Source organism: Cerasibacillus sp. (assembly GCF_036516575.1).
GTDB lineage: Bacteria > Bacillota > Bacilli > Bacillales > Amphibacillaceae > Cerasibacillus.
Window position 1 is genome coordinate 220,456 of sequence record NZ_DATBTY010000073.1, and the last position, 14,243, is coordinate 234,698.

The following is a 14,243-nucleotide window of genomic DNA, read 5'->3' on the forward strand; positions in this document are numbered from 1 at the left end:
TGTTTTGTTTCCTTATATTTTTATAGATCTGACGGTGTTTTATGTTTTGTCCAATGAGGGCACCATCAATTATATACAAGTCTGATCTATCGGCGTGAGTTACATCGGATTGGAGCTTCAATGCGTTATAAGTCTGGCCTTCAGCAATAAGTTACATCACATTAGGAGCTTCAATGCGTTATAAGTCTCTCTTTCAACAATGAGTTACATCACATTGGAAGCTTCAATGCGTTATAAGTCTAACCTTCAGCAATAAGTTACATCACATTAGATGTTTCAATGAGGTATAAGTCTGTCCTTCATTAATGAGTTATATCGTATTAGCTATTTCAATCATAGTTGGTTAACATATTTCAGCGGATAATAGTGTAAACCTTAAACAAGACAAAAAATAAGAGCGTCCATTTGTCAGTTAGCTTATTGGACAGCTCATTACTTAAGCTTTGTCATATAGAATTGTCTGGGCAATCCCCATATAATATTCAGATTCTACGATAATGTGATTTAAAACAACTTTGGCAGTCATATTATTTTTGATGACTTCACTTTCATTCTTTATTTGTCTACACAGATCAATGAATTTTTGACTTTGATCTAAGCAAAAGGAGACTAATCTTAAAACATCCTCATACAAAGATGGTGTGATAACATTTCCTGAACGAATCACTGTTTCAATAAAGCGTACGACTCGTTGCTGAGTCTCATTTAGTGCTTTTTGCCATTCATGTAAGGCGGTTACATGTTTTTTCTAAGTTTTTTACTAATTTCCGATTGGCAACGGTATGTTCTTCTTGATGCTTCCAAAACTCACACTCATCTAATACCCTTAAAGGCATCTGATTTCCATAATAAAATTGCATATCTCAATATCTTCCCTATTTATGACTTCTTTTAAGCTGTATTCACAGATAAAGAGGAGTATGAATGAACTTGTTTTGTCAGGGAAATTGCTTGCCCCTATGTCCGCATTGTCACCAGAAAAGCACCCCGTTCTGTGAGCGGAATCAGTGATGGGCTTGATGCATATACGTCCAGTTGTTTGAATCGATGAGTTCGTCGATTGTAACTTCTAAATTTCCACCTAGATAGACGGTATTTCCCTCCATAGCAATAACCATGGCTTGCATGACAGGGTCACTATCATTTTTTTGGTATATATCACCGATTTTCGGTGTTCGTGTTTCAGGCATAAATGTTTCTTTTGTACGCTCTTGATGAGCGTCATCAGAATCAGGAACCTGTTTATCAATAATCGTAGCATTTTCGGCTAGTCCAGGTTCCATCACCCAATATTCATGATGCTTAATGCCATTTGATTTATGACTGACGATTCCTTCTTCTTCAATGATAGAAACCATTTCAATCGCATGGAGATAATGGCGGTCAAGTGAATCAGGGCGTGGTTGAATGACTAAAATATAGTCCCCAACTTTTGCACGTACATCCTTGTTTAGAGTATAGCGCGTATGATTACATACAAAACTGTCGAGATGTTTTGGCTTATATAAATCAATTTCCTTAGCTGTCGCGAGTTGTTGCTCTAAATCTTCCAGTCGAATAAGGTGAACGGATTGTCTATAAAAGGGTTTCACTGAGTAAACTTTGTGTAATTTGTTTTGATAATATACAAATTGTCCTTTTCTGACATTAATCAGTTTCATTGTGATGTTCCCTCCATTTAAAATACTTTCCTATTTTTCTTTATAATTTGTTCGTCTTTTAATCCTTTATGAAGAGAGATCATGATGAATATTAAAATAAACACAAACGGAAATGCAGATACAATGGATGCTGTTTGTAAAGCATTCAAACCACCTGACCATAGTAGAACCGCAGCAGCTGCGGCTTGGACTAATCCCCAAATGATTTTAACGTGTAAAGGAGGATTTAGCATGCCATTTGTTGTCTGCATGCCGATTACAAACGTTGCAGAATCCGCTGATGTAACGAAAAAGGAAGCGATTAGTATAATGGATACAATTGTAGCGATTGTACTTAGAGGTAAATGCTGTAATGTCGCAAATAGTGCAATTTCCGTGTTTTCTCCAAAATTCATTGCTTCCCAAATACCACCTTCACCAAACATTTCAATATGAATACCTGTACCACCAAAGATTGAAAACCAAAGCGCACAGAATAACGTAGGAACGGCTAATACACCGAAAACAAATTCTCGAATAGTCCGTCCTTTTGACACTCGAGCAATAAATGTACCAACAAATGGAGACCAAGCAATCCACCAAGCCCAATAAAAAATGGTCCAACCTTGAATCCACTCACTGTTTTCTTGATCAAAAGGTGATAGCCGGAAGCTCATCCGTGGCAAGTATTCTACATAATTACCTAAGGATGTTGTAAAAAGGTTCAATAAAAACGTCGTCGGTCCCATGAATAGGAAGAAAAGCATAAGCAAGATAGCCAAAACAATATTGGCATTACTTAACCACTTAATTCCTCTCCCAAGTCCTGAAATAACCGATAACATGAATAAAATGGTCACTGCTACAATGATAATCAATTGGGCTATGAATCCATTCGGAATGTTTTCGTTTAGAAAATGAAAGCCACCATTTATTTGAATTGCCCCAAGACCTAAGGAAGTAGCAACACCAAACACCGTTGCAAAAACGGCAATCGTATCAATTATTTTACCGATCGGACCGTTGATACGATCTCCGAGTAAAGGATAAAAAATAGCACTGATTGTTCCAGGAGCCTCTTTTCTAAATTTGAAAAAAGCTAGTGCTAAGGCGATAACAGCATAAATACCCCATGGATGTAAACCCCAATGAAAAAAAGAAAATCTGAGTGCTGTCTCTGCTGATTCAGGACCATTACCCACACTATATGGTGGAATATTAAAATGAGAAATTGGTTCAGCTATGCTCCAAAATACAAGCCCAATTCCCATACCAGCACTAAAAAGCATCGCAAACCAACTAAATGTACTATATTCTGGTTCGTCATCTTCTTTGCCTAGTTTAACATTGCCATATTTTGAAAATGCAAGGAAAATAGCGAATAAAAGAATGGCACTTGCAGTGATTAAGTAAAGCCAACCAAACTTTTCTTGCAAAAATGTCTGGATTGCTGATGAGACTTTTTCAAGGTTTTCTGGGATGAATGCTCCCCACAAAATGAATAAAATGGCAAGTGTAATTGAGATAAAAAAAACTGGGCTCATTTTCCTCAAAGTTTGTTCCTCCTGTAGATGATATAACGAATATATGGACAAGTCTTTTAACTTATAAAGGAGTCAATGTTAATTAAAACAAAATGTAATAAACATTATTATGCTTATCCTGCACTGAAATCATAGATAAATTCATGATTAATTAATGCTTTAAAGGATTGAGGAGGAAATGTATAGTCTCCTAAGCAGCCAGTAAATTTAAACTGTCGGTTTAAAAAACGTTGATAAAGAATCGGAGAATGATATGAAAAAAACATAAAAAAGTCGGGTGTCTCGAAATAAAATGAGACACCCGATTTATAAGGTTATGCAAATACAGCGCCTTTTAAATAACGTATTTCTGTTTCGTGTTCAATGGAACGAAAGGCAAGCGTTTCAATAATCTTATCTTGTTTTGCTTGAAGATCTGTAACTGTTTTTAAGGTTTCAGCATTAGTAGCTACTTGTTCCATAATTCCATCCAACTTCTTTTCTAAGCGATCAAATCGCTGATCCATTTGTTCGAATCTCGCATCGATTTGCTCGAACCTCTGATCAATTTGCTCAAATTTCTGGTCGATTTTTCCGAACTTCTGATCAATGTGTCCGAACGTCACATGAATCTGTTCGAACTTGGCATCCATTTTTTTGTTCGTTGTTTGGATATCTTGTCTAATCGTTTTTAAACCTGATAAAATTTGATTTAACACAGCTTCACTCACGAATACCATCCTTTCTCCATATTTTTAGATATTCCCCCACTCACATTGAATTAGGATGTAAGAAGATAAGGCTTTAGTAGAATTATTGTAGAAGATATAAGTGCATGTAGCATAAAATGAGGCATATATCAGTTATATATATCATAATACAAGCTTTACTTTAACACAATAAAATTTCTTTGTTCTCTTCATAGACTCTTTACAATAATAAGACTCATTCTAATAGGAATCAGATTTCAATCATGCTACTATGGATATGTAACTTAAATTCATAAAAGGAGCTTTCATTTGGTTTATTTAATCAGTTTAATCGCAGGTATGATTGCCTCGTTTATCGGAAGTTTGGTCGGTTTAGGCGGTGGGATGATTTTAATTCCACTCTTGCTGGCGCTTCATAAATTCATTCCTAGCTTTTCTTGGGCAACACCACATACGATTGTCGGGATTTCTTTAGTGTTAATCGTCTTTACAGCGCTCTCATCGACCATTTCATATATTAAACAACAACGTGTTGATAAAAAGTCTGGATTGCTGTTTTTACTAGGAAGTATTCCAGGGGGGATAATAGGATCGTGGCTTAATCAATTCGTCCCTGCTGAAAAGTTTACATTGTATTTCGGTCTATTGATGATTGTCATGTCATTATTACTATTTATTAAACGTGAAGAAAAGGCACAGCCATTTATTTCTACAGGTTCAAAACGGATATTCACTTTAAATGGAGTGGAATACCAATATGCTGTGAATAAGTGGCTAGCTATATCCATATCATTTATTGTTGGGATACTATCAGGTTTATTCGGTATCGGTGGTGGGGCCATTATGGTGCCAACGATGATTCTCTTGTTTGGCTTTCCGCCACAAATTGCAACAGCGACTTCGATGTTTATGATCTTCTTTGTCAGCTTATTTAGTGCAACGACACATGTGTTTTTAGGTCATATTGATTGGCAGTATGTGCTTGTCTTTATTCCAGCGGCATGGATTGGTGGTAAGTTAGGGGCATATACGAATCAAAAATTAACAGGAAATGCAGTTAAGTGGATTTTACGGATCATACTAATTCTTGTAGGGATACAATTAATTTTTGAAGGGTTGGGCTAAGGTGAGTAGGAGATGCTAGAACATATTCATTTCTATTATACGAATGACTTTCATAGTCATTTTTCACAATGGTCACGTGTAGCAAATTTTTTAAAAGGGAAGAAAATAAAGCATCAAATAGACGGTGATTCTTATTATCTTGTAGATATCGGTGATCATATGGATCGGGTTCATCCTATTACAGAAGCAAGTATGGGAAAAGCGAATGTAGAATTATTGAATGATTTAGCTTATGATGTTGTCACTTTTGGTAACAATGAAGGGATTACATTAGCACGGGATGATTTTTTCGATTTATATGAAGAGGCGCAGTTTGATGTTGTTTGTGCGAATTTACATAGTACGGCTGGAGATGAACCAGACTGGCTTAGACGATATACAACAGTCCAATCAGTCGGTGGAGTGAAAATTGGCTTTCTAGGTTTAACTGTGCCCTTCAATGATTTCTATCATTTATTAGATTTGCATATTACATCACCGTTTGATGCACTTGAACAATATATAGAAAAATTAAAGTCTGAAGTAGATGTAATTATCTTATTATCACATCTTGGCATTACGGTTGATCGACAAATTGCTAAACAGTTTCCAGAAATTGATGTCATTATTGGTGGGCATACCCATCATTTATTTAAACAAGGAGAGTTAGCACATCAAACACTCATAACGGCAGCTGGAAAAAACTGTTACTATGTTGGTGAATTACATCTTGTCTGGGATCATAAAGAACAAAAGCTTTACCATAAAGATGCTATCGCTACCGACGTATCACATGTTCCAAGAGATTTGGCAACTGAAGAAATGCTTAATCAATTAGAACTTAAAGCACAAAATATCTTAGGAAAAAAGGTCGTTTATTTAGAGGAACCTTTGGAAGTTAGATGGTTTAAAGAAACGGAAATTATGAAATATTTAACAGACACTGTAAAAGAATGGACAAATGCAGACGGGGCCATGTTGAATGCAGGGCTATTGTTGGAAGACTTTAATCCGGGATATATTACTTATGGTGATATACACCGTATTTGTCCACATCCCATTAATCCTTGTATTGTCAGTATTTATGGTAGTGAATTAATCAAGGTCATCCAGAAAACATTAAAACGATCATTTACTGAGATGAAATTGAAAGGATTTGGTTTCCGTGGTGAAGTATTAGGGAAAATGATTTTTTCCGATATCGAATTTACACCAATAACAGATGAAAAAGAAGGTCTTATTATAACAGATGTTGCGATTCGTGGTAGGGCGCTAAAAGAAAATACAACTTACAATATTGCAACGGCTGATTCGTTTACGTTTGGTGCGTTATTACCTGAAATATCACAAGCAAAACAGAAGACGTACTTCTTACCAGAATTTTTAAGAAATCTTCTTTTAGAAACATTAGTGACTTATTATGGAACAAATGAATAGGTATTTGAACAGTTTATCTCCCTTTGTCATATAGTGTGTATTATGACAAAGGGGGATTTTTTTAATGATTACAATTAATCCACTTGATGTAGAAGGAATTATCTTTACGGCTATACGTGTTGAATTACCAAAAACGAATCTATTAATCATAGCAAATGAAATTGGTTATATTATGTGTGCGGCTTTAGATGTTAACGTCCTAAATGAAAGGCTTAAAGAGAGGAAAGTGATTGCAGGAAGGGCATCGGGTGTTCGCACAATTGATGATTTATTGCATGCACCGTTAGAAATGATTACTGATGCTTCAAAGGAATATGATTGGAGAGTCGGCATGACCGGAAAAGAAGCGTTATTAAAAATTGCATAAGTTACCTTCTAAACCCCCATAAACAAGCATAATTTTGTGTTAAGGGGGTTTTAAAATGCGAAAACGAACACGATTTAAATCACGAACACCACCTCCCATGAGCCAGCTATTATTTATTTCTTTTCTTTTTGTGATGATTAGTACACTTCTTAGTATTTGGTATATCGACACAAAAATTAAACCAGTACTAATGGAGATTGCTAAAAGAAAGACAACCGAATTTGCTACAAGAGCGATTAATTCGGCTGTTAAATTCGCCGAAAATTATACATTTGACCAAATTGCCCGAACGATTACAGACCAGAATGGTAATGTCTCCATTGTTGGTTGGGATTCGTCTGTTGTTAATAAGATAAATCGGGCGGCAACTGATCGTGTTGAAGAATTCTTTCGTAGTATGAATCGTGGGGAACCACCAGATTATGAAGATCCCTTAAGTGAACCGGAAATATATGGTGATACGGTCGATGAACTAGTTGAAAAAGATCCCACTGTAGTAGAAATCCCAATTGGTCAAGCAACAGGAAATGCTATTTTAGCCAATTTAGGCCCCAAGATACCGGTAAATTTAGAACTGATTGGGAGTGTTCGCACGGATATTCAAGAGGAAAGAGAAGAATTTGGTATTAATAATGTGTTTGTCACACTGTATGTCTTAGTAGAAGCGGATGTCCAAATCATTGTACCTTTTACGACGGAAGTGACGACTGTAAAAACACGGATCATGATTGATAAGCATTTAGTCATGGGGCAAGTACCGAATTTCTATGGTGGTGGAAAGGAGGGGCCATCGATTGCGGTTCCAAAAAAAGACTTGCAAGATCTCCCGTAATATGTGTATAATGAAGGGTAACAAATTAAATATAATACCTTATCACGTCGGTGAGGTAGAGGCGCAGGCAACATGAGTAAACTATCTGAGGATGACAACAATGATGATAGCTAAAAGGGTTGTTTGCCGAAGTAATACAAGTGTCTAACTAGTACTTACTGGGGTGTCTTTGAATAAGAGGCGCACTGTCATACACATTGTGTATGGAGGACTACTGATCGAAATGGAGGATAACGCTAATTGCCAGGCAATGACAAGTTATTTTCTATCATTGCCTTTTATTTTTGAAAGTATATCCTCCACCCTCCATACTAAATGTGTAAAAAGAGATAATGGAGGGTGTTTAAATGGTAGGGACATTTTATTCAATCATACCAGCACTCGTCATGCTGGTTTTAGTTTTATTAACGCGAAAAGTACTTTTATCGCTTGGAACAGGGATTGGGATTGGAGCATTATTTATCCATGAATTTAATGTAATCGATGCACTAAAGGAAATTGTTCAAGTCTTTGTTGCTATTTTTTATAGTAGTGAAGGAATTGAAACAGGCAATATATTATTATTACTCTTTTTAGTGCTCTTAGGTGTCATGATTGCATTTTTACAAGCATCAGGGGGGAGCCGGGCATTTGGTGAATGGATGATTAAACGTATTCGTACTCGGACTGGCTCACAATTTATGACCGTACTTTTAGGTTTTATTATTTTTATTGATGATTATTTCAGTAGTTTAGCAGTCGGACAGATTTCACGTCCATTAACGGACCGCCATAAAGTATCACGAGCAAAGCTTGCTTACTTAATAGACTCCACCTCGTCACCAGTGACAGTGTTGTCGCCTATTTCAAGTTGGGGTGCTTATATAATCGGGATATTAGGCGGATTATTCGCTGCTAAAGAAATTACTGAATATAAACCGTTAGAAGCGTTTATTAAAATCATACCGTATAATCTCTATGCGATCATCGCTCTTATTCTCGTCTTTGTCGTTATCTATGTAAACTTTTTAGTTGGTCCGATGAAAAGACATGAGGAGCGGGCATTGAAAAAAGGTCAGTTACTTAGTCAAGACCGTTTGCCACCTGGAGATTTATCAAATACATTCACAGCTAATGCAAACGGAAAGGCATATCACTTATTTATTCCGATTGTCGTTTTACTAGTAACAACCATTGCAAGCATGCTTGTAACAGGATGGATGGCAAGCGATGAAGGAACAAGTATACTGGCGGTGTTTGCCAATACGGATGTTAATATATCACTCTTTATAGGTGGGATTCTATCTGTCCTTGTTGCTCTAGGCCTATATTTGAAGTTGCCATCACGCCAAGCTGGATTGGTGAAAATCGCAAAAGAAGGGACGCTTACAATGGTTCCGGCAATTACTATTTTACTACTCGCTTGGATGATAGGATCTGTTATTGGTACGCTTCAAACAGGTGAATATTTAGCAAGTCTCGTTACAGAAGCGGAGATGCAGACGGCATTTTTACCATTTCTTTTCTTTCTTATCGCTAGCATCATGTCATTATCAACGGGAACGTCATGGGGAACGTTCGGAATTATGTTACCGATTGCTGTAGATGTTCTCGTTGTAACGGATATGAGTTTATTATTGCCAACATTAGGTGCAGTCCTTGCTGGGGCGGTCTTTGGTGATCATTGTACACCGATTTCAGATACAACAATTCTATCGTCAACCGGAGCGGGTGTTCACCATATCGATCACGTCGTGACACAATTACCATATGCCATCATTGCTGCATTATCAGCTGGGCTAGGCTACCTATTTATCGGATTCACAAATCAAGTGGGTTTTGGCTTACTTGTATCGATTCTTATCTTAGCAATAATTGTAGCTCTCTATCAGCTGTTTCGTAAGCGATTGTCGTAATTCAAAAAAATTTGCTAAAACATATTCCTTTACAGAAACATAGCAAAGGAATATGTTTCTTTTTTTCCAATAAAAATACTTTGACATCTTGTATAAGTCCTTGTATAATACAAAACAAATATATCTGAAAATAGTTAAGTTTTACAAGATTGCGCTATTCGGGTATGATATGACAATAAAAAGGAGGAGAAGCAATGGAAGAGCGATCACAATGGGGTACAAGGGCAGGTTTTATATTGGCGGCAGTTGGATCAGCAGTAGGACTAGGTAATATTTGGCGTTTTCCAGCTGTCGCCTATGAAAATGGTGGAGGGGCATTTTTCATTCCTTACTTAGTAGCTCTATTAACAGCAGGTATTCCTATTTTAATTTTGGAATTTACATTGGGGCATAAATATCGTGGTTCATCCCCACTCACATTTCGCAGAATGAGTAAAAAAACTGAGTTTGTTGGTTGGTGGGGTGTCTTAGTCGCATTTGTCATTTCTACTTATTACTCAGTGATTATTGCCTGGGCAATTTCCTATTCTTTATTTTCATTCAAATTACAATGGGGTAGTGATACAAAAAATTTCTTTCTAAATCATCTACAGGTAGCTAGTGCAGGAGAAATTGGCAGCTTAGTACCAGATGTTTTCATTCCTTTAATCGTTGTTTGGGTCATTATATTAGGAATTCTTTTATTAGGTGTTAAACGAGGAATTGAGATTGCTAACCGAATTATGATTCCCTTACTTATCGGTGTTTTTTTAATTATCGTCATTCGAGCTTTAACATTACCAGGTGCACTGGATGGACTGGAAGCCTTCTTTAAACCTGATTTTAGTAAGATTTTAGATGGTCAAGTATGGGTAGAAGCTTACGGGCAAATCTTCTTTAGTCTTTCGATTGCCTTTGCTATTATGATTACGTATTCGAGTTACTTACCTAAAAAGTCAGATATAACGAACAATGCGTTTATTACAGGTTTTGGTAATTCGAGTTTTGAATTACTTGCGGGTATTGGTGTTTTCGCTATATTAGGATTTATGGCTGGCCAACAAGGTGTAGCCGTAAATGATGTTGTTGAATCTGGTGTTGGTTTGGCTTTTATGGTATTTCCAGCAATCATTAATGAGTTACCTGCATTAAACGGGTTCTTTGGATTTTTATTTTTCTTTTCACTCGTCCTTGCAGGGTTAACATCATTAATGTCGATTTCGGAAACGTATATTTCCGGTTTAGTTGATAAATTTCGTATCTCTAGAAGTAAAGCTGTGTTATTTGGAGGAGGCTTAGCAGCGGTTATTTCTATGATTTATGCGACAAAAGGTGGTTTACACATTTTAGATGCTGTCGATTACTTCATTAATAGTTTCGGTGTTGCTATGCTCGGTTTGGTTGAAGTCGTGGTGATTGTTTGGATCCTGCGTAAAGCACGCGATTTAAGACAGCATGCCAATGATGTCTCAGATATTCAATTAGGTGCATGGTGGACCATTTGTTTAGGAGTCATTACACCAATCATATTAGGGTATATGATGTATGATTCACTAAGTCAAAACATTATGAAGACCTTTGATACGGAAACAGGAAACTATAGTAACCTGCCAGATTCATTTATTATATATAGTGGTTGGTCTGTTGCAATTGGAGCGTTAGTCATTGGTATTATTATTAGTCTCATAAAGTGGAAGAAGAAACCTGAAGCAACCGACTTTGATATGAAGGAGGCTAAATAAATGAGTACGAGTTCAATTATCGTTATGATTATCGGTATGGTTATTATATGGGGGGGCTTAACAGCAAGTATCACCCATGCTGTTCGTAAAAGTAAAAAGTCTGAATCTTGAGTAATCGGAGAAGCTGCCTCTGTGTGAAGCAGCTTCTTAGTTTACTTTTTTTTAGAGCGTGCCATGCGTTCCCAACGGCGTAAATATGGATATGGATCAAATGCCCACTCGCTATATCCGTTATCTTTGTACATACCATAATGTAAATGTGGCGGGAATTTTCCAGATGTTCCTGGTGGACCGTATCCGCTTGAGCCGACACTTCCGAGTACATCACCAGGTTTAACAATATCACCTAATTTTATACCATCTGCATAACCATTTAAATGGGCATAATAATGATAAATATTGTAAATGTCTCTAATTCCGATTCGCCAGCCACCGTATAAATTCCATCCGAGCATCTCTACAACACCATATGTTGTTGATTTAACAGGGGTCCCATAGTTGGCGAATATATCTGTTCCCTCATGACTTCGTAACCCACCAAAGCCACGACGATCCCCAAATGTACTACGATAACTATAATTATGCTGTAGAGATACAGGAAAATCGCGTTCGGTCAAATGTACATGTTGAAATTTTTTAAAGACACGCGCTGTATTTTTAATCGTTTGCACAGTAAGTTCTCTTTGGTAATAGTTCCATAATCCAATTTTTACATCGTCTTCTGTTGGACCGTATTCTAAAATTAACTGCGCCATTGTAAATAGAATATCTTCTGGATCATCAATATCTGCTTTACCGTCTCCATTGCCATCTTTTCCTTTACCTTGAAATAACGCGATAATCTGTTGATCTTGAACGTTCGAATTGTTTCCAAGACCATACCATAATATGTCTGGAATCTTGATAGAGATAAGTTGATCGTCTGGTAAATCTTTGTGTATTTGCCTTTCATATTGATCAATTGCCGCAATGAAATACCATGGTAGCTGTGTGATAGCTTCTGTTTTCTTATATAATGCAAGCCGCTCCTTGTAAATAGCATCATCTTTCATATCAGCACTGATGGGAGCTGGTACAAACAGAAGACCTATGGCTAAAATGAAGAACAAGTATAATATATGCTTATACATCGATGTTTAGTCCCTACCTCCTTTTGTGAAACATTTATTCACCTTGATTCATTTCGTGGATAATTTGGTCAACAACATTTTGATAATTTTTATCTGTTGTTAAACTGTTGTGTAAGCTCTGTAAATCATCGATTAAATTAGGGTTATCTGATACATGTATGTCAAAATAACGTGGCATAACGGACATAGCTGTTTTTCTGGCATATTCAATGGTTTCCTTTTCATCAAAATCATCATGTTTCTCATAGGCTATTAATACTTCATTACCTGTTACGACTGTTGCAACTTCTTCGAAAGCTTTATTCTGTAATAAAAGTCGAGTAATCATATCTGCTAAAGCAAAGCGATCGACTGTCATTTGTCTTTGACTTTCATTTTCAATTTGATTACGTTTATAATTAACAAAGCCAATCCGTTTATCAAAGTCAGGATCAACCGTTTGTGTTGAATTTGGATCGAGCTGATTGTTTAGGTGTTCGCGTTCACCTAATCGCTGATCACCGTTATCACATCCAAATAGAACAAAGCTTGTTAAAAATATCGTCATTATTATTTTTTGCATGATATATCGCCTCTTGTATTCGTTATTAATCATTAGTTTGAGAATAAAATTTAAAATCATACAGTAAAAAACATGTTAATCCCAGAAAAGAAGAAAAGTGTGATAAACTAAACGAAGAGAAAGTCGGGAGGGAAGGCATTGATTACAATTGAGGACATGACATATGAACTCGTCAAAGATGTTCGTGATGGGTTTCAGGAAGAAGCATTCAAAGAAAGATATTCGGATATTTTAAAGAAATACGATTATATTGTTGGCGATTGGGGTTATGACCAACTCCGTCTTAAAGGTTTTTATGACGACTTTCATAAAAAAGCTTCACACGATACAAGAATTAGTACATTACAGGATTATATTTATGAGTACTGTAATTTTGGTTGTGCTTATTTTGTCGTTAAGAAAAAGGGAAGAGCAGGGAGCTAAATAGCTACTGCTCTTTATCTTTATCTCGACTATTTAATGGGTGTGCTCCGGCTGCTCTTCTTGGTAAATCTTCATGTCTTTCTCTATCTGGATAAACAAAAGCACTATCGCGATATTGACCTTCTTCCCAAGGTGTTGACTTGCCTTCAACTGGCTCATCCTGGTTAATGGCTGAACCATATGTCCCCTCAGGAAATTCTTCGGGAATTAATTGGTTTCTCATTTGTTCGACATTGGAAAAGTCGGAATACTTTTCTTTATCTTTTCTACCCATTTAGACAATCACCTCACGTTCTACTTTTTGTTTTAATTAAAAATTTTACACATGTAAATACTGGGATTTCTATGGCGCGACCGCATCATTAATAATGTCACAAGAGTCGTTTAATGCTATGATATATGTAGAAGAAGGAAGCAATGGGAGGATTTATATATGTATTTTGTAGATCGAAGTAAAATCATTGAAACAGTAACTTATATTGACAATCATTTAGATGTATTAGATAAACATCGTTATGATACCCGACTAGAAGAACTTGCACTAGAACGGATGAGCCACATGATAATCGAAGCGATTCTTGATACTGGTAACTTAATGATTGATGGCTTTATTATGCGTGATCCGGGAAGTTATGAAGATATTATCGATATCTTAATCGACGAGAAGGTTATCCCTGAAGCAGATGAAACAGCCTATAAAGAAGTGATCGGGTTAAGAAAAATGCTCGTTAATGACTACTTAACTGTTGAACAAGCAATATTGAAAGAGACGATGCAAAAACATGCATCTGTCCTAAAACAGTTTAGCACATATATAAAAACCTATTTAGACAATGAATTGGGTGTTGCTAATGCGTTTTCAAAAGAATAGTAAAAAGGTGATGTGATGCATATTGAAA

At 36.4% G+C, this 14,243-nt stretch carries 15 protein-coding genes, 1 pseudogene and 1 riboswitch; of the genes and pseudogenes, 9 read left to right on the forward strand and 7 right to left on the reverse strand.

Features of this window, described 5'->3' with window-relative positions:
- Positions 1-436: 436 nt before the first annotated feature.
- The 4 genes and pseudogenes from VIG73_RS13055 to VIG73_RS13070 all read right to left on the reverse strand — a co-directional run bounded on the left by VIG73_RS13055 (position 437) and on the right by VIG73_RS13070 (position 3,894).
- Positions 437-860: pseudogene (locus tag VIG73_RS13055) on the reverse strand (DUF2935 domain-containing protein).
- 144 nt (positions 861-1,004) lie between these two features.
- Positions 1,005-1,661, reverse strand: coding sequence for a hypothetical protein (locus tag VIG73_RS13060; RefSeq protein ID WP_331642695.1), 657 nt, complete (start codon positions 1,659-1,661; stop codon positions 1,005-1,007).
- A gap of 17 nt (positions 1,662-1,678) precedes the next feature.
- On the reverse strand, positions 1,679-3,193 hold the full coding sequence (locus tag VIG73_RS13065) for a glycine betaine uptake BCCT transporter (RefSeq protein WP_331642697.1): 1,515 nt from the start codon (positions 3,191-3,193) through the stop codon (positions 1,679-1,681).
- 305 nt (positions 3,194-3,498) lie between these two features.
- A complete protein-coding gene (locus tag VIG73_RS13070; protein ID WP_331642699.1) occupies positions 3,499-3,894 on the reverse strand; it encodes a hypothetical protein in 396 nt (131 codons plus the stop codon).
- A 288-nt stretch (positions 3,895-4,182) separates the two neighbouring features.
- On the opposite strand from VIG73_RS13070, the gene VIG73_RS13075 reads away from it, so the two are divergent.
- The 7 genes from VIG73_RS13075 to VIG73_RS13105 all read left to right on the forward strand — a co-directional run bounded on the left by VIG73_RS13075 (position 4,183) and on the right by VIG73_RS13105 (position 11,340).
- Complete coding sequence (locus VIG73_RS13075; RefSeq protein ID WP_331642701.1) at positions 4,183-4,998, forward strand: sulfite exporter TauE/SafE family protein; 816 nt, start codon at positions 4,183-4,185, stop codon at positions 4,996-4,998.
- A 12-nt stretch (positions 4,999-5,010) separates the two neighbouring features.
- Positions 5,011-6,414, forward strand: coding sequence for a bifunctional UDP-sugar hydrolase/5'-nucleotidase (locus VIG73_RS13080; RefSeq protein ID WP_331642703.1), 1,404 nt, complete (start codon positions 5,011-5,013; stop codon positions 6,412-6,414).
- Positions 6,415-6,478: 64 nt separating this feature from the next.
- Positions 6,479-6,781: a YunC family protein gene (locus tag VIG73_RS13085; RefSeq protein WP_331642705.1), complete on the forward strand. Its 303-nt coding sequence runs from the start codon at positions 6,479-6,481 to the stop codon at positions 6,779-6,781.
- A gap of 55 nt (positions 6,782-6,836) precedes the next feature.
- Complete coding sequence (gene yunB / locus VIG73_RS13090) at positions 6,837-7,613, forward strand: sporulation protein YunB (RefSeq protein WP_331642707.1); 777 nt, start codon at positions 6,837-6,839, stop codon at positions 7,611-7,613.
- A 48-nt stretch (positions 7,614-7,661) separates the two neighbouring features.
- A riboswitch (Lysine riboswitch) is annotated at positions 7,662-7,835 on the forward strand.
- A gap of 125 nt (positions 7,836-7,960) precedes the next feature.
- Complete coding sequence (locus tag VIG73_RS13095) at positions 7,961-9,508, forward strand: Na+/H+ antiporter NhaC family protein (protein WP_331642709.1); 1,548 nt, start codon at positions 7,961-7,963, stop codon at positions 9,506-9,508.
- Positions 9,509-9,702: 194 nt separating this feature from the next.
- Positions 9,703-11,229 carry a sodium-dependent transporter gene (locus VIG73_RS13100; protein ID WP_331642711.1) on the forward strand — a complete coding sequence of 509 codons (1,527 nt, stop codon included), beginning with the start codon at positions 9,703-9,705 and terminating at the stop codon, positions 11,227-11,229.
- On the forward strand, positions 11,230-11,340 hold the full coding sequence (locus tag VIG73_RS13105; RefSeq protein WP_331642713.1) for a methionine/alanine import family NSS transporter small subunit: 111 nt from the start codon (positions 11,230-11,232) through the stop codon (positions 11,338-11,340). It begins immediately after the preceding gene.
- Positions 11,341-11,381: 41 nt separating this feature from the next.
- Here VIG73_RS13105 and VIG73_RS13110 read toward each other — a convergent pair whose 3' ends face one another.
- Positions 11,382-12,359: a M23 family metallopeptidase gene (locus VIG73_RS13110; protein WP_414648413.1), complete on the reverse strand. Its 978-nt coding sequence runs from the start codon at positions 12,357-12,359 to the stop codon at positions 11,382-11,384.
- A gap of 34 nt (positions 12,360-12,393) precedes the next feature.
- A complete protein-coding gene (locus VIG73_RS13115; protein ID WP_331642715.1) occupies positions 12,394-12,921 on the reverse strand; it encodes a YhcN/YlaJ family sporulation lipoprotein in 528 nt (175 codons plus the stop codon).
- A gap of 156 nt (positions 12,922-13,077) precedes the next feature.
- Here VIG73_RS13115 and VIG73_RS13120 point away from each other — a divergent pair, with 156 nt between their 5' ends.
- Entirely contained in the window at positions 13,078-13,344 is a 267-nt protein-coding gene (locus VIG73_RS13120; RefSeq protein ID WP_414648417.1) for a YutD family protein, read from the forward strand.
- Between the two features lie 4 nt (positions 13,345-13,348).
- Here VIG73_RS13120 and VIG73_RS13125 read toward each other — a convergent pair whose 3' ends face one another.
- Positions 13,349-13,618 carry a hypothetical protein gene (locus tag VIG73_RS13125; protein ID WP_331642720.1) on the reverse strand — a complete coding sequence of 90 codons (270 nt, stop codon included), beginning with the start codon at positions 13,616-13,618 and terminating at the stop codon, positions 13,349-13,351.
- A 159-nt stretch (positions 13,619-13,777) separates the two neighbouring features.
- On the opposite strand from VIG73_RS13125, the gene VIG73_RS13130 reads away from it, so the two are divergent.
- Positions 13,778-14,215, forward strand: a complete 438-nt coding sequence (locus tag VIG73_RS13130; protein WP_331642722.1) for a DUF86 domain-containing protein — start codon at positions 13,778-13,780, stop codon at positions 14,213-14,215.
- Positions 14,216-14,243 lie beyond the last annotated feature (28 nt).